Source organism: Denitraticella aggregata, from assembly GCF_048158365.1.
Lineage (GTDB): Bacteria > Pseudomonadota > Gammaproteobacteria > Burkholderiales > Rhodocyclaceae > Azoarcus_F.
Genome location: NZ_JBLLNL010000014.1, coordinates 66,176 through 85,626, shown reverse-complemented (window position 1 = coordinate 85,626; position 19,451 = coordinate 66,176). Strand labels below are relative to the sequence as shown.

The following is a 19,451-nucleotide window of genomic DNA, read 5'->3' as shown; positions in this document are numbered from 1 at the left end:
TTCCACGGCCAGCGTCCGCTGACCTCGAGTTCGAGCGTGAAGCTGAGCGCGGTCCGGATCGTCACGATCACGGCGAGCACGCTCAGGCTCTGCAGGCTGGGCTCGATCACCACCGTACCGATGATGTCGGCGATCACGAGCAGTTCGAGCCCAAGCAGGATCGCGCGCCCCAGGTCGCCACGCAACGCATGATAGGCATCACGAAAAGGCGTGTGACCGATCAGGCGTCGGGCGAAGACCGCAGCGGCGAGCATGGCGCCGAAGAGCAGCACGCCCACGCCGGCCAGCTCGATCAGTTCTGCAGACGACGTAACGAAGTGTTCGATGTTCATTGTTCGGCCCCGCTTGAAGTCGATCCAGATCGGTGTCGCAATCCGACGCCCTGTCCGACACGCCTGCCGAGATCGCCTCGACGATGCGGACTCCTGTTGCCTGCATATCGTGAAGCCGGTCAACACTCCAACGGCCCGAAACGACCAGCTGAGGGCGGCTGGCGCCCTTCGACGTCAAGCATGTCGACCCCGGGGACGATCCACACCGACACTGCCTCCGTCCTCATCGGTCGCCATCGTGGGCAGGTCGTGATTCAGGTAGAAGCCGGGGGCCAGATGAATTAAGGTGTCGCTCACAACGACTACAAGGAGCGCCCCGATGGCGGAGACGACGAACACGGTAAATGGCGCGGGCACGATGATGAGCGGTGCGGACTATCGCGAATCGCTGCGACGGCTCCGCCCCAGGGTATATGTGGACGGCCGCCTGATCGAATCGGTGGCGGACGCACCCGAGTTCGTGCCCGGGGTCAATGCACTGGCGCTGACCTACGACTTCGCGCGCGACCCGGACAAGGCGCGCGTGATGACCGCGGTCCAGTCGTCCGACGGACGCACGCTGAACCGGATGCTGCATATCGACGAATCGGCCGGCGACCTGCTGAACAAGCTCGAGGCGGTGCGCCTGCTGTGTCAGGAGACCGGCTGTGCACAGCGCTACCTCGCCCATGATGCGCTGAACGCGATCCACCAGGTCAGCGCCCGGATCGACGACGCGACCGGCTCGACCGAGCATCGCACACGATTCGCCGAGTACCTCAAGCATGTGCATGACGGCGACCTGTCGCTCGGCATCGCGATGACCGACGCGAAGGGCGACCGCTCGCGGCGCCCGCACCAGCAGGCCAATACCGACACCTATGTGCATGTGGTCGAACGCAACGGGCGCGGCATCGTGATCTCGGGCGTCAAGGCGATCGTCACCGGCGCGCCCTACATGCACGAACTACTGGTGATGCCGTGTCGCAACATGGGCCCCGAAGACGCAGACTTCGCGGTGTGCTGCGCGGTGCCGGTCGATGCCGACGGACTCACGATGGTGTCGCGCCCGGCCGGACGTCCCGGCGAAAAGCCCGAGCACGGCGCGCCACTGTTCTCGCGCCGCTACGGACAGTCGACCGCGGTCGTCATCTTCGACAAGGTGTTCGTGCCGTGGGAGCGGGTGTTCTATGCCGGCGAATGGGCGCACTCGGGTGCCCTTACCTACAGCTACGCGACCCATCACCGCCACAGCTGCATCGCGGCGCGCGCCGGCTTCGGCGACCTGCTGATCGGCGCCGGCGCGCTGATGTGCGAAGCCAACGGCTTCGATCCGGGCAAAAAGGCCAACCTGCGCGAACCGATGGTCGAGCTGATCAAGATCGTCGAGGGCTTCTACGCCTGCGGGGTCGCGGCCAGCGTGTATGCGACCCAGGATCCGCACAGCGGCAGTTTCATGCCGGAACCGGTATTCTCCAACATCGGCAAGCTGCTGCTCGCGACCCAGATCTACGACATGCACCGCCTCGCGCACGAGGTGTCCGGCGGTTTGATCGTCGCATTACCGGGTCCGGACGAGGACCACAATCCGGCCACCGCCGCGACGCTGGCCGAGGTTCTGCGCGCGAATCCGGACGTGCCCTACGACAAGCGCATCGAGGTGGCACGCTTCATGGAGGACCTGACCGCGTCCTACCAGGGCGGCTGGTACTCGGTGATCAGCCTGCACGGCGGCGGTTCGCCGGCCGCGATGAAGCAGGAGATCTGGCGCAACTACCCGCTCGGCGACAAGGTGGACCTGGTCGAACGTCTGCTCGACCGCAACGTGCTCGACGACCCGACCCGCCCGATCACACGCAACCGCCAACCCGGCCGCTGCTGCGACACCGGCTGCACCACGCCCGGACAGGCCGTGATGGTACCGATGCCGTCACCGGCGGAGCGGGACTGAACGGGCCGTGCGCGCGAGGGCGTGGCGTGGTTGCGCGATCGCGTGCCCCACTGGGCCGAGGACAACTTCCTGGCGGTGCATGACTGGTGGCATCTGGCGATGTCCCATCTGGATCTCGACGAACACGACGAGGTGCTCGCGCTGTTCGACGGTCCGATTTACGGCAGCCATGCACAATGGGACCTGATCGCGAGGCTGCCGGCCCGGGTGTGACCAACAGTCAGTCGATACACTTCGGTAGAATGCAGGACATCACGAATCGAAAGGGAGTCCGGAGCATGGCTGTCGACCTCGACGAAATCGTGCGTACCCTGGCCGAGGCCGACTGTATTGCGGACAACCGGCAGGTCGAGGAAGCGCTCGACCGCATGGCGGCCGAGATCACCGTGGCGCTGAGCGACACCAACCCGCTGATCTACGCGGTGATGAACGGCGCGCTGATCCTGGCGGGCCGCATCCTGCCGCGCCTGCCCTTTCCGCTCGAAGTCGCGTACCTGCACGCGACCCGCTACGGGCAGGCGCTGCAGGGCTCGCTGCTCGACTGGCGGGTCCGCCCGACGCAGGACCTGCGCGGTCGCACCGTGCTGGTGCTCGACGATATCCTGGACGAAGGCCACACGCTGCATGCGATCATCGAGCACCTGATGGAAGAAGGCGCGGCGAAGGTCTATTCCGCGGTGCTGACCCACAAGCTGCACGACCGCAAGGCCTACCCGGGCATGCGTGCCGACTTCACCGGACTGGACGTCGTCGACCGCTTCCTGTTCGGTTGCGGCATGGACTACAAGGGCTACTGGCGCAACGCACCGGGCATCTACGCGGTCAAAGGCCTGTAAACGGGACAACAAGGGAGGATTTCATGCTGGTGACATTCAAATCCGCGGCGGGCGCCGACGTGATCATGTTCGGCGATGCCGCGCAGGCGATGATCGAGATCCTCGGCAAGGATCCGGCCGAACCCAAGGGCATCGTCACCGTCGAGCAGTTGCCGGACGCGATCTCGCGCCTGATTACCGCGATCGACGAAGACAAGATCCGCCAGACCCTGGGGGATCCGGATCAGGAAGAAGCGGAGGCGGAGGAGGGCAAGGTCGGCATAGCTGCGCCGGTCAACCTCGCCCAACGGGCCTGGCCGCTGCTGGACCTTCTGCAGTGCTCACTGAAGGAACGGGTGCCGGTGGTCTGGGGCGTGTAACACGCGCGAGCGATTCGCCGGTCAGCGCAGCGGATTGTCGGTGGGCACCGGCGCGGCCTCTCCATCGAGAGCATGCCGACGACCGCGATAGACCAGCCCCCATGCGACCACTGCGGTCATGACGCTCCAGAACCAGATGCCGTTGGTGAGCGGAAACCGGGTGCCGTCCATGTTGGCACCCAGCCATGCCCCCATCGCGAACGCCGACAGCATCATCAGAAAACCGCTCAGCGCCGACGCGGCACCGGCCGCGTGCGGAAAAGGCCCGATCGCCCCGCTCTGGCCGCAGGGCTGATGGACGCCGTGCGCTAGCATGAACAGATACAGCGGCGCCATGATCGACCACACGCTCTCAATGCCGGCCAGCGCGAGTACGCCCATGGTCGTGCCCCCCAGCAGCGACAGCCCGCCGGCGATTGCCACCGCGCCGTGTATGCCGAAGCGCTTCAGCAGGCGTCGGCACAGAAAGGTGCCGATCAGGTAGGACAGGGCCATCGTCATCATCAGCAGGCCGTAGCCGGTCTTCGATACGCCGAGAAGCCCGATGAGGACGAACGGGGACGCGGCGAGAAACGAGAACAACCCGCCGTAGGACATCATCGCCAGCATCGCGAATGCCCAGAAGGTCGGGTGACTCAGAATACCCTTCCACGTTCGCAGCAGCGTGACCGGCTCGAGCGCACGGGCGTTGGGGGTGCGCAGTGTCTCCTCGAAACGCAGCGCCACCACGCCCAGCGCTGTCGCGCCGAATACCGCGACCGCCGCCAGCGCGGCGCGCCAGCCCAGGAATTCCGCTAGCACCGCACCTAGGGGCATCGTCAGGCACGCGATCACGCCCAGGCCCGACAGCCCCTTGCTGATCGCGCGCGCACCGGCCTCGGGCGAATACAGGTCACGGACCAGCGCGCGTGCGCACATCACCGCGGCACCCATTGCCGCACCCTGCACGATGCGCCACACGAGCAGGGCCTCCATCGACGGCGCCAGCATGCTGCCAGTGGCCGCCACAGTGTACGCGATCAGGCCGGCCAGCAGCACCGGTCGGCGTCCGAACCGATCCGACACCGGCCCCCACACGAGTTGCGACAATCCGAACGCCAGCAACAGGCCGGACAGCGTGAGCTGCGCCTGGGCCATCGACGCCCCGAGGCTGGTCGTGATCGTGGGCAGCGCCGGCAGGTACAGGTCGGTGGTGACCGGTTGCACACCGAGCAGCAGCGACAGCAGCAGGACCACGAACGGAGTCGTCATGCGACTAGCGCCTGAACCGACGATTGTGGCGCTGCGGCGACTTTTCATCCACCCAGCGCATGGACCAGCCACAGGGACAGGCCCGGGAACAGCGCGAGCAGGATGATCCGCACGCAGTCCGAGGCGAGAAAGGGCAGCACGCCGCGGAAGGTCTCGCGCATCGGCACATCCTTGGCGATGCTGTTGATGATGAACACGTTCATGCCCACCGGCGGCGTGATCAGGCCGATCTCGACCACCATCAGCGCGAGGATGCCGAACCAGATCGCCTTGTCGTTGTAGCCGAGCCCCCAGAAATCCAGCCCCATCACGATCGGCAGGAAGATCGGAATCGTCAGCAGGATCATCGACAGGCTGTCCATGACGCAACCGAGCAGCAGATACACCAGGATGATGCCGATCAGCACCGCCATCGGCGACAGTCCGCTGCCCAGTACCCACTCGGCCATCGCCTGCGGCATCTGCGACAACGCCAGAAACGAGTTGAGAACGTCGGCGCCGAGCAGGATCAGGAAGATCATCGCGGTCGCCTCGGTCGCGCCGAGTGCCGCGCTGATGAAACTGCGCAGGTTCATCTCGCGCGAGATGATCGCGAGCAGCGTCGTCGCGATGGTCCCGATCGCGGCGGCCTCGGTCGGCGTGAACACCCCGCCGTAGATGCCGCCGATCACCACGACGAACACGGTCACGATCGGCCAGACCCGCCCGACCGCGGTGATGCGCTCGCGCCATGGCATCGGTGCGCATGCCGGTCCGCTGCCCGGCACCACGCGTACGACGATCGCGACCGCGATCATGTAGCCGAACATCGCGATCAGGCCCGGTATCAGCGCCGCCATGAACATCGATGCGACATTCTGCTCGGCCAGGATCGCGTAGATGACCAGCACCACGGACGGCGGGATCAGGATGCCGAGCGTACCGCCTGCGGCGAGCGCGCCGGTAGACAGGGCCGGCGAATAGTTGTTGCGCCGCAGCTCGGGCAAGGCGACCTTGCCCATCGTCGCCGCGGTGGCGAGCGACGAGCCACAGATCGCGCCGAAGCCGGCGCAGGCCCCGATCGCGCTCATTGCGACACCGCCCCGATAATGGCCGAGGAAGGCATTGGTCGCCTGGAACAGCCGGCGCGACAGCCCGCCGTGCGATGCGATGTTGCCCATCAGCAGAAACAGCGGCACCACCGACAGGTCGTAGATCGAGAAACGGCCGTAGGCGAGGTTCTTGAAGTAGTTCAGCAAGGGGTCGAGGCCGGACACCGCGATATAGCCGATCGACCCGCCCAGCAGCATCGCCATGCCGATATGGACCCGCAACGCGAGCAGCACCAGCGTCAGGCCGCCCACCAGAAAACCGATGGTCACACTGCTCATTGCTGGCCGACCTCGTTATGGATGACGCCCTTCCAGGCGGTGTACAGCGCGGTCAGCGCCAGCAGCATGAAGCCCGGCCCCAGCGTCACGTAGGACCACCACAGCGGCCAGCCGAGAATCATGCCGGTCTCGCCCGTGAGCGACGCTTCCCACGCACCGACGAAGCTGCGCCACGCGATCACCGACGCACCAAAGGCGAGCAGCAGCGCAGCGATCCGGTCCAGCCTGCGGCGCAGCGCGGGCGACGCGTTGTGCGTGAAGAAATCGACGATCACATGCGCGTTCTTCATCTGTGCATAGGGCAGGCAGGCCGCGATCGCGAGGGCGCAGCCCATCTGCACGAGTTCCACGTCACCGAACACCGGCGACGCGAACAGCCAGCGACCGATCACGCTATAGGCCGAAAGAATACAGATCGCGAACAGGATGGCCGCGCCGCCGAGCGCGGACAGTTTGGCCCACACGAACAGGAAGCGCCCGACCGCATCGCGCGGCCCCGTATCCTGCTGATCGTCGAGTTGGGGAATGACTTCCGCCATTGGAAAAACTCCGTGTCACGGCTGACGGGATCTGTCGCCCCGGGGTCCTGTCATCGGTCGAAGCCGGCCCGGGCATCGCCGAACCGGCCGCCCGGCGCCCTGCCCACTCCGACAGGGCATGGCACCGGCCTCGCCCGCCACGCGCAAGCCGCGCGCGGGCATGCATAGCTCTCAGTCGCTGTACTTGTCGATCAGCCCTCGCGCGGTGTCGAGCATCTCCTGGCCAGGATAGCCCTTGCCGGTCATCTCCTTGACCCACTCCTCGGACAGACGCTCGCCGACCTTCTTCCACTCGCCGGTCGCACTCGCGGGAATGGTGTGGAACTGGTTGCCGCGATCCACCGCATGCTGGCGTGCGCTGGGCGCCGATTCGTCCCAGACGCGCCCGATCTGCGCCGAGAAGTCGGCGCCTGAATTGGCATCGATGACGGCCTTCAGGTCATCGGGCAGGCTGTCGTAGCGGGCCTTGTTCATCGCGATGATGAATGCCGCGGTGTACAGGGAAGGCTCGGACGGGTCCATCTCGGTGTGGTACTTGGTCATCTCGTGCAGTTTCATCGTCGGGATCACTTCCCACGGCAGCACGTAGCCGTCGACCACCCCCTTGGACACCGCGTCCGGCGTCTGCGGCATCGGCATCGCGACCGGCGTCGCACCGAGGTAGGCGATCATGCGATTGGTCTGGCGGGTGGGTGCACGCATCTTGAGCCCGCGGAAATCCGACAGCTTCTCGATCTGGCGACGGTTGTTGTGGACATGCCCCGCGTCATGCACATGAAAAGCCAGCGGCCTGACCGATTCGAAGTCCTTCTGACCAAACTGCTCGTAGTATTCCCACAGCGCGCGACTCGCGCCCTCGGCGTTGCGGGTTATGAACGGCAGCTCGAACACCTCGACGGACGGAAAGCGTCCGGCGGTGTAGCCGGGCAGCGTCCACACGATGTCGGCCACGCCGTCGGCGGCTTGCTGGATCAGCTGCGGCGGGGTGCCGCCGAGCTGCATCGCCGGGTAGATCTGGCACTTGAGCCGGTCGCCGGACTCAGCCGCGATCTTCGCGCACCAGGGCTCGAGCACCTTCTGCTGGCTCAGCGCGGTGGCCGGCCAGAAGTGAGCCACCTTCAGCGTGATTTGCTCGGCCTGGACCGGGGCGGTCAGGGTCGCGATGCCGAACGCGGCGGCGATCAAGGTCTTCTTCATGTGGGTCTCCTCCTGTGTCTTTGCTGTCAGTTGCCGAGCGGTGCGACCGTGTTCTCGATCGTACCAAAAATAGTCTTGCCGTCCGCATCGAACATCTCGATGCGCACCGTGTCGCCGTGCTTCATGAAGGGCGTGGCCGGCTTGCCCTGCTCGATGGTTTCGTAGGTGCGCACTTCGGCGAGACAGCAGTAGCCGACACCGCCGTGGTCGATCGACGAACCCCACAGACCACCCTGCTTGTTCGAAACCGTGCCCGAACCGACGATGGAGCCGGCCTCGAGTTCGCGCGTCTTGGCGACATGCGCGATCAGCTGGCCGAGGTCGAAGGTCATGTCCACGCCCGCATTCGGCTTGCCGAACAATTTGCCGTTCAGATGCACCACCAGCGGCAGGTGCACCTTGGCGTCGCGCCATGCGTCGCCGAGTTCGTCCGGCGTCACCGCCACCGGGCTGAACGCACTGGCCGGCTTGCTCTGGAAGAAGCCGAAGCCCTTGGCGAGTTCGTTCGGAATCAGGTTGCGCAGGCTCACGTCATTGACCAGCATCACCAGCCGGATCGCCCTGGCCGCCTCGGCCGGCGTCGCGCTCATGGGCACGTCGCCGGTGACCACGGTGACTTCGGCCTCGAAGTCGATGCCCCAGGCTTCGTCGGCGACGACCTTGTCGCGCGGACCGATGAAGCTGTCCGAACCGCCCTGATACATGAGCGGGTCGGTGTAGAAGGACTCGGGCACCTCGGCGTTGCGCGCGCGGCGCACCAGCTCGACATGGTTGATGTAGGCCGAACCGTCGGCCCACTGGTAGGCGCGCGGCAGCGGCGAATGGCAGGCGGCCTGATCGAAGGCCTCGCCGTCCATCGCACCGCTGTTCAGCGCCTCATAGACCTGTCGCAGCTGGGCCTCGCAGGCGTCCCAGTCGTCGAGCGCGGCCTGCAAGCTGCGGGCGATCGCCGGGACCGCGCGGTACCTCGAGAGGTCACGGCTGACGACGACCAGCGTGCCGTCGCGACCGCCCTGCTTCAGCGTGGCGAGTTTCACTTGAACATCTCCTTGTAGCTGCCATCATGCATCCAGGCCGCGTGTTTCGGCGCCTTCTTGGTCTGCGCCCACTCCTCAAGCATGTCCCACTTCACCTTGTCGAGCGCCTCGAGCATCTTGGGCGTGTGCGTATTGCACGCCAGTTCCAGCCGGTGACCGTTCGGATCGAAAAAGTAGATCGACTGGAACAGCGCATGATCGGTCGGACCGACCACGTCGATGCCTTCGGATTCAAGCCGTGCCTTGGTCGCGAGCAGCGTCTCCATCGAATCGACTTCCAGCGCCAGGTGCTGGGTCCAGGCCGGCGTGTTCTGGTCGCGGCCCATCGGGGCGCGCGTGGGCAGCTCGAAGAACGCGAGCACGTTGCCCATGCCCGCGTCCATGAAGATGTGCATGTACGGGTCCGGTTCCTTGGTCGAGGGCACCTCGTCCTCGGCGATCGACAGCACCAGCTTCATGTCCAGGTGCTTCTCGTACCAGCGCGCTGTCTCCAGCGCGTCCTTGCAGCGATAGGCCACGTGATGAATCTTCTGCACAAGCATGTTCGTCTCCTCGGTCATTGTTCGGTCACGCCGGCACGCGCGATCCGCATCGCCTCGCGCAGCACCGCGATGTCGCCGATATGGTTGGCAAGCAGCAGGATCAGGCGCGCATTGACCATCTCGCTCTGCTCGTCGCTGAGGTCGCGATGCGTGTCGATCAGCGCCTCGTAAAAGTCGTCGCCGGGCGAGAATGCACGAAAGTAGCGCTTGCCGGGTTCTTGCAGGTTGGGCTGGGTATTCAGGGCCATGACGGTCTCCTTCAGGCGTTGCAGGTGGCGCGGGCGACCGCGGCGCGAACGCTGGCGGGGTCGAGCGCGCGCCAGCGGGCGGCGACATGCTGGTCGGGGCGGATGAGATAGACGGTGCCCGGCTGCAGGTCGTAGCGTTCGCGGACCCGCCCCTGCACGTCGGTCAGCGTCGTGATGCCGTCCGGAGCCGCACCGCGCGCGGCGACGACGACGGGTTCGACCGGGATCGCCCCCTCGGCGACCGTGGCCAGGGCCGAGCGGGTCGCGGCATCGAGCGCGGCGGCATCCTCTGAGCAGTACAGCAGCTGGAACCGGTTGCCGAAGGCTTCGAGCAGCCACTTTGGGCCGCCGGCGGTCTCGATCGGTGCGTCGTCCATTGGCGCGCCCGGCACCATGACGCCGGCGAAGTCGTCGGTGTCGGGCGTGTTCAGGCGCGAATCGGTCAGGAAGCTCGGCACCGACAGACGCCCGGAGTTCACCAGGGCCCGCGCAAACGGGTAGTGCTCGGCCAGGCCCAGCACCGCGTTGCGGAAGGTCTTGCTGACCCGGCTCTTGGGCGTGATGAAATCGGTCGAGCGGGTCGAGTTCATGATGTTCTCGTCCGCCGCGACGCCGCGCTCCTCGGTGTAGGTGTCGAGCAGCGTCGCGGGCGCGTGGCCGTCCATGACCAGCTTCAGTTTCCAGGCGAGGTTGTCGCTGTCCTGGATGCCCGAGTTGGCCCCGCGGGCACCGAACGGCGACACCTGGTGCGCGGCGTCACCGACGAACAGCACCCGGCCATGGTTGAAACTGTTCATGCGGCGGCACTGGAAAGTGTAGACGCTGACCCACTCGAGCTCGAACTCGCGATCCCCATTGCCACTGCCTGCGAGCATCGCCTCGATGCGCGGAATCACGTTCTCCGGCTTCTTCTCTTCTTCCGGGTCGGCCTGCCAGCCCAGCTGGAAATCGATGCGGAACACGTTGTCGGCCTGGCGATGCAGCAGTACCGACTGGTTGGGATGGAAGGGCGGATCGAACCAGAACCAGCGCTCGGTCGGAAAGTCCGCCTTCATCACCACGTCGGCGATCAGGAAGCGGTCCATGAAGATCTTGCCGTCGATGTCCAGGCCCAGCATCGTGCGGATCGGACTGCGCGCACCGTCGGCGGCGACCAGCCAGTCGGTTGTCAGTGTGTAGGCGCCATCCGGTGTCTCCACGCGCACCTGGGCGCGGCCGTCATCCTGGGTCACCCCGATCACGTTGTTCCTGAACCGGATCTCGAGATTCGGCAACTGGCGCGCGCGTTCGACCAGATACTCCTCCAGATAGTACTGCTGGAGGTTGATCATGCCCGGGCGGTGATGGTCCGGCTCCGGGCACAGGTTGAAGTTGAACACCTCCTCGTTGCGGAAGAAGGTGCGGCCGACGTTCCAGGACACGCCCTTGGCGACCATAGGCTCGGCGCAGCCGAGACGGTCCAGCACTTCGAGCGCGCGCTTGGCATAGCACACGCCGCGCGAGCCGATCGACACTGTGTCGTCATTGTCCAGCAGCAGCACGGGCTGCCCCAGTTGCGCCAGGTCGATCGCGGTCGCAAGCCCCACCGGACCGGCACCGACGATCACCACCGGATAATGCCCTTCGCGCGCCTCGGCCAGTTCCGGCGGGCGCCGGTATTCGTACTTCGGATATTGATACGTGCTCAGCACTGTTGTCTCCTCCAGAATCGATCTGTTTCCGGCGCCACCCTTCTGGGGGGCATGTCACCGACGGTCTGCCTGCTCTCTGCCTGAACCTGGAATGGCGCGAAAAACGAGACCTCGCCAAAGCCGGAAACACTGCGTTTCCGGCTCATCCGCCCTGCCCGGTCCGCGTCTTCGGCATCACTCCTGCAGCGCGTGCCACATCTGCTGGTCGCGCTCGGCGGTCCAGATGCGCGGGTCGCGGATGCCGCTGGCCTCGTCATGCGCCCGGGTCACGTCGAACGGCAGGCAGTGCTCGTAGATGAAGACCTGGCCGAACTTGGGGTCCATGTTCTTGCGCGCGTGCGCCATCGTCGCCTTCAGGTCCATGCCCTTCGCGACCGCCTCCTGGGCGCTCTGGAACAGCGTCGACACGAAGTCGCGCGTGTAGGCCAGTCCGGCCTGAACCGCCTCCGGGTTCAACAACGCGGGGCCGCGACCCGGCACCAGCTTTTCGAAGTTCATCGCGGCGAGCTTGTCCAGCGTCTGCGGCCAGTCGGCCAGGTAGGCGTCGCCGGTGTAGCAGGCAGCGTCGGCCTCGACCAGGTCGCCGGAGAAGCAGATGTTCTGTGACGGCAGATAGACGATGGTGTCACCCTTGGTGTGGCCGCGACCGATCTGCTTGATCCTGACCTCGAGCTTGCCCATCCACAAGGTCATTTCGCCCTTGAAGGTCATCGTCGGCCAGGTCAGCCCAGGCACGCTCTCGACCGCGTTGAACAGGCGCGGGAAGCGGCCGATCTCGGAATCCATGTCCTGCTGGCCACGCTCGACGATCAGGTCGTAGGTGTCGTGGCTCGCGATGATCTGCTCCAGCCCTTCGTTCTTATAGCCGGACGCGCCGAGCACCCGCACCGCGTGGTAGTGGGTCAGCACGACATACTTGATCGGCTTGTCGGTGAGCTCGCGCACCTTCGCGATCACGTCCTGCGCCATGACGGGCGTCGCGGTCGCGTCGATGATCATCACCGAATCGTCACCGATGATGATGCCGGTGTTCGGATCGCCCTCGGCGGTAAACGCGTAGGCATTGTCCGACAGCTTGTCGAACGACACTTTCTTCACTTCCAGGTCGGCCTGTGATGCAAACGCCTTGGTATTCATATGCCCACTCCTGACGATGTTCTTGATGAACGAATCCTAGCACAAATTTGTTAATACGCAATAACTTCGCTATTGTTAAATTACGTGCATATCGAATCCATTCGATATTCGCAAATCCGATTGTTAGAATCCCATTCATCCCTCAGGAGGCGGTGTGAGCGTGGATCAACAGGAAGACAGGACGAATGGCCGAGGCAACGCCGACCGGCGCGGCATCCAGTCGATCGAAGTCGGCGGCGCGCTGCTGCAGGTTCTGGTCCGGACGGCCACGCCGATGATGCTGAAGGACCTCGCGCGCGAGGCCGGCATGCCGCCGGCCAAGGCCCATCCCTACCTGGTGAGTTTCGGCAAGCTCGGGCTGATCGATCAGGATCCGGTGACCGGCCGCTACGGCCTGGGCGCGTTCGCGCTGCAGATGGGGCTGTCGGCGCTTCAGGGCCTGAACCCCTTGCGCGTGGCCACGCCCGAGGCCGCCCGGCTGTCGGACGAGATCCAGCAGAACGTCGCGATCGCGGTGTGGGGCAATCACGGCCCGACCATCGTCAGCATCGAGGAATGCAGTCGCCCAGTGCACGTGAACATGCGCCCCGGCACCGTCATGAGCCTGCTCAATTCGGCCACCGGCCGCGTGTTCGCCTCCTTCCTGTCCGAGCGCATGACCGCGCCACTGGAGCAGGAGGAGCTCGCCCGCCTCGCCAGCACGAATCAACCGGCGCTGCGTCCGTCGCGAAAGCGCATCGACGAAGAACTCGCCGACGTCCGCGCCCGCCGCATGGCCCGTGCGGTCGGCCACCCCATCCCGGGCATCAACGCCTTCTGCGCACCGGTGTTCGACCACGCCGGCCACCTCGCGCTGACCCTCACGGCGATGGGCCCCGCCGGCAGCTTCAACCCGGACTGGGACGGGCCGATCGCTCAGAAGGTGCGCAACTGCGCGGAGGCGATCTCGGCGCGACTGGGACGCGTCCACCCGCCTTCCGACGCCTGAGCCGGCCGGCGCAACCGGTTTTCGCCCGACAACTGCGGACGCGGCCCGTTGACCCGGCCGACCAAGGCACCCCGGTCGAGCCCGGCTGCATTCAGCGTCCGCGCAGAAAGGCGCGTATCGCGCTCCACCGGCCGATCACCAGCGACGCCAGAATCAACCCGCAGCCCACGAACTGCAGCATCCGCATGCTCTCGCCGAGCCACACCGCCGCCAGCATCGCGGTCCACACCGGCTCCAGCATCAGGATCACCACCGCATGACTGGCCGTGGCCATCCCCTGCGCCGACAACTGCAGGAAGAAGCGCATCGTCGTGCCGATCAGCGTGCTGGCCAACACCCAACCCAGCACCTCCATCGACACCGACGCGGGCCACGACTCGAACAGCAGCGACAGCGGAAACACGACCACGGCCACCATCGACAGTTGCACCGCCCCCAGCGCCAGCACCGGGACATGGCGCACCACATGCGAATTGGTGATGAACACCAGCGCGAACGCCACCGCCGCCGCCAGAAACCACCACTGGCCGGGTTCGAACGCGAAGCCGTTCTGCAGCGACAGGCATGCGAAGCCCAGCAACGCGGTCGGGATCGCCACCCAGGTCGAGCGCGGCGGCCGGTCGCCGAAGAACAGCCGCCCCAGCACCGGCACCAGCACGATCCCCAGCGCGGTGATGAACGCCCCCTCGCCGATATGCCGCGCCACGCTCAAGCCCATGATCCACGCCGCCATGGCCACGCCGAACAGCGCCCCGACCAGCATCGCCTGCACGAAGCCACGCCGCGAAACACGCTTCAGATCGCCCCACCCGATCACCGCCAGCAACAGTCCGGCCAGCGCAAACCGTGACGCGATGAACAACAGCGGCGGCATCCCCGCCAGCGACTCCTTCGAAAACATCCACCCCGCCGCCGCGCACAGCGTCACCAGAAACATCAGCACATCCGCCTTCAGGCGCTGTTCGGGGGCAGACATCGGGGGCACTCGAGGTGGGTCGGATGGACAGCTTAGCCGAAGGCGGTCATGGCAAGAAATCCTGGGTGATCGACAAAGAACGCCGCGCTGTCGTGGACTCAGGGCAGATCCGCTCCGAAGGAACGAACCACTGGGCGCAGGGCGGAGCAGCAAGCTCGCCAGCACATTGCATGGAACACCTGGCCCACGACCCATCACCCGAAGGCGAACAACATTCTTTGTGATGATTGCATGCGATTGGTATGATCAATCTCGATTTGCATGGAGCCGTTCATGAGTCAAACCGATCGCATCGTCCGGATCCGGGCGCTACTTGTCGAGCGGCGTGCAGTCAGCAAGGCCGCCCTGCGCGAGTTGCTGGAAGTCTCGTCCGCGACGCTGAAGCGAGACATCGCCTTCCTGCGCGACAACACCATGAACACACGCATCTTTAATGCTAATGGACATTCTGAAGCGCGTAAGACATCGCGAGGCGCCGGTACCGGAAGGGTTGCGGCTCCAAGTAGCGCGCGATATCGCATGGATGGCGGGTAGTTCCTCTCAAATGCCAGCACAGGCTCATTCGGTGAGCCCAGCGCCGTCCAAAATGCTTGGATCAAACAACGAGGATCTTTGTTGATGTCTTCAGCCGAGCACTTCTGCTACTGGGGCAAAGCACGGCCGCGTGACGTCGGGGGCGCCGAGTACCATCTGTTGCCCTATCACTGCCTGGATGTAGCTGCGGTCGGCGTCACCCTGCTCAAGCGTCTACCCGCACTTCGTACACTCTTCACCCGCGCACTTGGCCTGGACGCCGATGAGGCGCTGTACGCGTGGCTTGCGTTCTGCCTATCCATTCACGACCTCGGCAAGTTCGCTGAATCGTTCCAGGGTCAGCGCTCCGATCTGGTCAAGCAGTTGCGGGGACGTGAAGCAGATGCCGGCAAACCATACAGCATCCGACATGACACCTTGGGCTGGCTGATTTGGGATCAACGCCTGAAGGATCGCGCGGTCGATCAATGCTGGTTCGGCCCTGAAGGCGAAGAAATGCTCGAAGGCATCGATTGGTGGTTTCGCGCCACAATGGGCCACCATGGATTGCCGCCATCCGCCCAGGGGCACTGGCGACACCACTTCTGCCCAGCGGACCTTCCTGCAATAGAAGGTTTCCTTGAGGAAGTACGCAGCTTGTTCCCGCTGGGTGCGATCACGGAAGCACATGCCTTTCCGGGCCCGGAGGCCTTCAGCAGTACAAGCCGCGTTCTGTCATGGTGGATTGCCGGTATCACAGTGCTTTCGGACTGGATCGGTTCAAATACCGCGTTCTTCCCCTACCATTCGGACGAGATCGCACTGAAGGACTACTGGCTGAAAGTCCAACAGCGCGCTGATACCGCACTCAACGCGGTTGGTGTCCTGCCGATTTCATGCAACGAACGGAGTTTCAGCGAACTCTTCCCTGAGATCGCGACGCCCTCGCCGCTACAAGCGTGGGCCATCGAAACGCCCGTCGACACCACGCCGCAGATCCATCTGCTGGAGGATGTCACAGGGGCAGGCAAGACCGAAGCAGCCGTCATGCTCGCGCACCGGATGATGACCGCGGGTCGTGCGGACGGTTTCTTCATCGCGCTGCCTACCATGGCCACGGCAAACGCGATGTACGGGCGTATCGCCGCGGTCTATCGCCAGCTGTTCGAGGGCAACGCGAGCCTGGTATTGGCGCATGGCCAGCGCAACCTGGTCGAGGCTTTCGCGGACTCCGTGCTGCCTGCTGGACAGGCCGAAGCCGACTCGGCACAGCAAGACGACACCGCTACCGCACGCTGCAACGCCTGGCTCGCCGACCATGGAAAGCGCGCTCTTCTGGCCCCCGCCGGGGTCGGCACCATCGATCAGGTGCTGCTCGCCACGCTGTACAGCAGGCACCAATCCCTGCGCCTGCTCGGCCTGTTCCGCAAGGTACTGATCGTGGACGAGGTGCACGCCTGCGACGCCTACATGCAGCGCGTGCTGGAAACCGTCCTCACGTTCCACGCCATGGCCGGCGGCAGCGTGATTCTGTTGTCGGCAACCCTGCCTGAGCGCATGAAGCAGTCCCTGTTCGACGCCTTTGCGCGCGGACGCGGTGCAGGCACGCTGCCACCGTCGTCATCTACGGACTTCCCACTGGTGACGTCGTGGCACGAAGGCGCTCACTACGCGGCACTCAGCCCGATCGTTGCACGCAGGGCGGTTTGCCGAGACTTGGCTGTCCGCTACGTCGTCGACGAACCGGAGGTACTGGGCGCAATCCGGAGTGCGCTTGCACAGGGCAAATGCGTGTGCTGGATGCGTAATACGGTGTCCGACTTACTCGCTGCCCACGCCCACTTTGCGAACGAACTCGATCCCGACCACCTGATCGTGTTCCATGCGCGCTTTGCCCTGCAGGATCGCCTCGACACTGAACAGCGCATCCTCGCGCACTTCGGCAAGTCCAGCACTCCCGCACAACGCGCCGGCCGTCTCGTGATTGCTTCGCAGGTTGCGGAGCAATCCCTGGACGCGGACTGGGACATGGTGATCTCCGATCTTGCCCCCATCGACCGTCTGATCCAGCGCGCGGGACGCCTGCAGCGCCACCCGCGTAGCATGGATGGTGCACGGCTTGCCGACCCGCAAGCCGCCGACCAACGCGGCCAACCCTGCCTGTGGGTGCATGGCCCGGCCTGGACCGATACACCCGCCGCGAACTGGTTCAAGCAGGCCTTCCCCAAAGCCGCCTCCGTCTATCCCCATCACGGCCACTTGTGGCTTTCTGCCAGGGCGCTGCAGCAAGGGCGCATCGCCATGCCGCAGGATGCCCGCGCGCTCATCGAAGGCGTGTTTGGCGAGGACGTCGAACTACCCGTCGGCCTGCAGGCCAACGCCAATCAGGCCGACGGCACTTACTTCAGCGACCTCAGCGTTGCCCAGCAGAACACCATCAAGGTCGCCGACGGCTACGTGCGCGGCGGTATCGACTGGTGGAGCGAGGCGAAGACGCCGACCCGCCTGGGCGAAGCGAGCATGACCGTACTCCTCGCGCGTTGGAATGGCGACCGGCTGCTCCCGTGGGCCGAGCACAAGAGCCCGCGGCACGCCTGGGCCTACAGCAGCGTGAAGGTGGCCGAACGGCTGATCGCGCAGCGAGTGACCGAATCCGATCCCGCGCGAGAGCGGACGATTCAGGAGGCCGAGGCGTCGCTGCCGGACAAGGGTAAATGGTCGGTGGTGTTGGCGCTGCGGAAGACCGACGAAGCCTGGGTCGGCACAGCCTTCGCAATGGAGAAGAAGAGCGCCCCGCCTAAGCAACTGCACTGGCGCTATGACGAAGCACGCGGTCTTGAACAGATGCAATCCACCGAATATCTTGAACAGGAGCAGGAATGAACCTCATCGAAGACCCCTGGATGCCGGTACGGCGCAAGGATGGATCGCACGACTGGATCACACCGGAGCGCCTTTCCGATCCTGACATCGTCGCGTTCGATGCCGATCGCGCTGATTTCAACGGTGCGCTGATGCAGTTTGCGATCGGGCTGCTGCAGACGACGGCGCCGATCGAGAATTCGACAGTATGGAAGCGTCTGCTTGTATCTCCGCCCGATGCTCAAACCCTGAGTGACTGGTTTGCCCCCGTCGCCGAGGCATTCAGCCTTGACGGCGACGGTCCCCGCTTCATGCAGGACGGCGCGCTGGTTGCTGAATCGTCGGCCTTGAACCCCATCGCTGCGCTGCTGATCGAGTCGCCGGGCGAGAATGCGCTTCGCAACAACAGTGACCACTTCGTCAAGCGCGGCAGGCTCCACGCGCTTTGCCCAGCCTGCGCCGTCACCGCCCTGTTCACGCTGCAGAGCAATGCACCGGCTGGCGGGGTCGGCTACCGCACTGGACTGCGCGGCGGCGGGCCGCTGACGACCTTGCTGCTACACCAGTCGCCCACAAGTTTATGGCAGGACGTGTGGCTCAACGTGATCGAACGACCCCAACACCTTGAACGCTGCGGGGATGCGAGCCGCACTGCCGCCCAGTTTCGCTTCCCGTGGCTGACCGATGTCGCAAGCTTGCAGCCAGGTGGTGAACTCGCCCCGGCCCAGGTTCATCCGGACCATGTGTTCTGGGCGACGCCGCGCCGGATTCGCCTCGACTTCGACAACGTCGCGCACGGCGCTTGCGATCTTTGCGGACGTGAGTCCGACAGGCTGCTACACCAGTTCACCGCCAAGAACTACGGACTCAACTACAAGGGCGCCTGGGCTCACCCGCTCTCGCCCTACTACGAGGTCAAGGGGGCGTGGCTACCCCTGCATCCGCAACCTGGCGGCATGGGATACCGGCACTGGCTCGCGTGGGTGCTGGGCCAGGCGGATGCGAAAAACAAGCAGCGACCCGCACGCATCGTTTCCCACGCACTCGAATCGCGCCGTCGACAACTGGGCGGGGCGTTGCGACTGTGGGCGTTCGGCTATGACATGGACAACATGAAGGCGCGTTGCTGGTACGAGTCCAGTCTGCCGCTCTATGGGCTAGGCGAATGTGTGAGCAAGGCCGCGCTAGAGTCTGTGGCAGGCACGGTGGCAACCTGGCTCACAGGCGCACAGCAGGCCGCATTCTTCCTGCGTAGCGCCGTGAAGGACGCGTGGTTCGGCGGCGATGCGCGCGGTGATTTCAGCGCGATCGACACCGAATTCTGGCACCGAACGGAAGCGGCTTTCTACGCTCAACTCGGGCGGTGCATCGAGATCGTCCGCGAAGATGACGACGCCGACCCCGATACGTTGGAGAGCCGGCAAGCCTGGCACCACGTTCTGCGTACCACCGCCCTTGCGCTGTTCGACAACACCTTCGTCGGCGCCGGCCCCATCGAGCGCCAGAAACCCCGGCGGGTAGCTGAGGCGCACCGGCACTTGGTGAACAGCCTGAATGGCAAGAAGATGCGCGAGGCGCTGCGCCTGCCTGCCGCCGAGAAACCTTTAGCCGGGCGTGGCAAGACTGCGACGGCAGAAGTCTGA

At 65.0% G+C, this 19,451-nt stretch carries 20 protein-coding genes; 9 read left to right on the top strand and 11 right to left on the bottom strand.

All coding sequences use genetic code 11. The features are described from left to right. On the bottom strand, window positions 1–332 hold a 332-nt coding region (locus ACKVEX_RS14995; RefSeq protein WP_473216548.1), incomplete at its 3' end, for a DUF1622 domain-containing protein. 319 nt (window positions 333–651) lie between these two features. On the opposite strand from ACKVEX_RS14995, the gene ACKVEX_RS14990 reads away from it, so the two are divergent. From ACKVEX_RS14990 to ACKVEX_RS14975, 4 genes are all read left to right on the top strand, one after another. Continuing rightward, the gene (locus tag ACKVEX_RS14990; protein WP_473216547.1) at window positions 652–2,262 is read left to right on the top strand and encodes a 4-hydroxyphenylacetate 3-hydroxylase family protein; all 1,611 of its coding nucleotides are present in this window, start codon (window positions 652–654) and stop codon (window positions 2,260–2,262) included. A gap of 30 nt (window positions 2,263–2,292) precedes the next feature. Further along, on the top strand, window positions 2,293–2,475 hold the full coding sequence (locus ACKVEX_RS14985) for a hypothetical protein (RefSeq protein WP_473216546.1): 183 nt from the start codon (window positions 2,293–2,295) through the stop codon (window positions 2,473–2,475). Between the two features lie 65 nt (window positions 2,476–2,540). Next, window positions 2,541–3,098, top strand: coding sequence for a hypoxanthine-guanine phosphoribosyltransferase (locus ACKVEX_RS14980; protein ID WP_473216545.1), 558 nt, complete (start codon window positions 2,541–2,543; stop codon window positions 3,096–3,098). A gap of 23 nt (window positions 3,099–3,121) precedes the next feature. Next, window positions 3,122–3,457, top strand: coding sequence for a DUF1840 domain-containing protein (locus ACKVEX_RS14975; protein ID WP_473216544.1), 336 nt, complete (start codon window positions 3,122–3,124; stop codon window positions 3,455–3,457). Between the two features lie 21 nt (window positions 3,458–3,478). Here the strand turns inward: ACKVEX_RS14975 and ACKVEX_RS14970 are convergent, their stop codons facing one another. From ACKVEX_RS14970 to ACKVEX_RS14930, 9 genes are all read right to left on the bottom strand, one after another. Then, window positions 3,479–4,708 carry a multidrug effflux MFS transporter gene (locus ACKVEX_RS14970; protein WP_473216543.1) on the bottom strand — a complete coding sequence of 410 codons (1,230 nt, stop codon included), beginning with the start codon at window positions 4,706–4,708 and terminating at the stop codon, window positions 3,479–3,481. Window positions 4,709–4,752: 44 nt separating this feature from the next. After that, complete coding sequence (locus tag ACKVEX_RS14965) at window positions 4,753–6,078, bottom strand: TRAP transporter large permease (RefSeq protein ID WP_473216542.1); 1,326 nt, start codon at window positions 6,076–6,078, stop codon at window positions 4,753–4,755. Further along, window positions 6,075–6,617 (bottom strand): TRAP transporter small permease, encoded by a 543-nt coding sequence (locus ACKVEX_RS14960; protein WP_473216541.1) that lies wholly within the window; start codon window positions 6,615–6,617, stop codon window positions 6,075–6,077. Before ACKVEX_RS14960 ends, ACKVEX_RS14965 begins: the two co-directional genes overlap by 4 nt. A 171-nt stretch (window positions 6,618–6,788) precedes the next feature. After that, window positions 6,789–7,814, bottom strand: a complete 1,026-nt coding sequence (locus tag ACKVEX_RS14955) for a TRAP transporter substrate-binding protein (RefSeq protein ID WP_473216540.1) — start codon at window positions 7,812–7,814, stop codon at window positions 6,789–6,791. A gap of 26 nt (window positions 7,815–7,840) precedes the next feature. Continuing rightward, entirely contained in the window at window positions 7,841–8,851 is a 1,011-nt protein-coding gene (locus tag ACKVEX_RS14950) for a fumarylacetoacetate hydrolase family protein (RefSeq protein WP_473216539.1), read from the bottom strand. Further along, complete coding sequence (locus tag ACKVEX_RS14945; protein WP_473216538.1) at window positions 8,848–9,393, bottom strand: VOC family protein; 546 nt, start codon at window positions 9,391–9,393, stop codon at window positions 8,848–8,850. Before ACKVEX_RS14945 ends, ACKVEX_RS14950 begins: the two co-directional genes overlap by 4 nt. 14 nt (window positions 9,394–9,407) lie before the next feature. Beyond that, the gene (locus tag ACKVEX_RS14940; RefSeq protein ID WP_473216537.1) at window positions 9,408–9,641 is read right to left on the bottom strand and encodes a DUF2783 domain-containing protein; all 234 of its coding nucleotides are present in this window, start codon (window positions 9,639–9,641) and stop codon (window positions 9,408–9,410) included. An 11-nt stretch (window positions 9,642–9,652) separates the two neighbouring features. Continuing rightward, window positions 9,653–11,332 (bottom strand): FAD-dependent oxidoreductase, encoded by a 1,680-nt coding sequence (locus tag ACKVEX_RS14935; protein ID WP_473216536.1) that lies wholly within the window; start codon window positions 11,330–11,332, stop codon window positions 9,653–9,655. 174 nt (window positions 11,333–11,506) lie between these two features. Beyond that, on the bottom strand, window positions 11,507–12,469 hold the full coding sequence (locus tag ACKVEX_RS14930) for an MBL fold metallo-hydrolase (protein WP_473216535.1): 963 nt from the start codon (window positions 12,467–12,469) through the stop codon (window positions 11,507–11,509). A 160-nt stretch (window positions 12,470–12,629) separates the two neighbouring features. Between ACKVEX_RS14930 and ACKVEX_RS14925 the strand changes: the two genes are divergently transcribed. Then, window positions 12,630–13,457 carry an IclR family transcriptional regulator gene (locus ACKVEX_RS14925; RefSeq protein ID WP_473216549.1) on the top strand — a complete coding sequence of 276 codons (828 nt, stop codon included), beginning with the start codon at window positions 12,630–12,632 and terminating at the stop codon, window positions 13,455–13,457. 91 nt (window positions 13,458–13,548) lie between these two features. Here the strand turns inward: ACKVEX_RS14925 and ACKVEX_RS14920 are convergent, their stop codons facing one another. Continuing rightward, window positions 13,549–14,433: a DMT family transporter gene (locus ACKVEX_RS14920; protein WP_473216534.1), complete on the bottom strand. Its 885-nt coding sequence runs from the start codon at window positions 14,431–14,433 to the stop codon at window positions 13,549–13,551. A 23-nt stretch (window positions 14,434–14,456) separates the two neighbouring features. On the opposite strand from ACKVEX_RS14920, the gene ACKVEX_RS14915 reads away from it, so the two are divergent. The 4 genes from ACKVEX_RS14915 to casA all read left to right on the top strand — a co-directional run bounded on the left by ACKVEX_RS14915 (window position 14,457) and on the right by casA (window position 19,451). Beyond that, window positions 14,457–14,657 (top strand): hypothetical protein, encoded by a 201-nt coding sequence (locus ACKVEX_RS14915; protein ID WP_473216533.1) that lies wholly within the window; start codon window positions 14,457–14,459, stop codon window positions 14,655–14,657. 49 nt (window positions 14,658–14,706) lie between these two features. Beyond that, window positions 14,707–14,967: a hypothetical protein gene (locus ACKVEX_RS14910; protein WP_473216532.1), complete on the top strand. Its 261-nt coding sequence runs from the start codon at window positions 14,707–14,709 to the stop codon at window positions 14,965–14,967. An 84-nt stretch (window positions 14,968–15,051) separates the two neighbouring features. After that, window positions 15,052–17,829 (top strand): CRISPR-associated helicase Cas3', encoded by a 2,778-nt coding sequence (gene cas3 / locus ACKVEX_RS14905; RefSeq protein WP_473216531.1) that lies wholly within the window; start codon window positions 15,052–15,054, stop codon window positions 17,827–17,829. After that, window positions 17,826–19,451 carry a type I-E CRISPR-associated protein Cse1/CasA gene (gene casA / locus ACKVEX_RS14900; protein WP_473216530.1) on the top strand — a complete coding sequence of 542 codons (1,626 nt, stop codon included), beginning with the start codon at window positions 17,826–17,828 and terminating at the stop codon, window positions 19,449–19,451. Before cas3 ends, casA begins: the two co-directional genes overlap by 4 nt.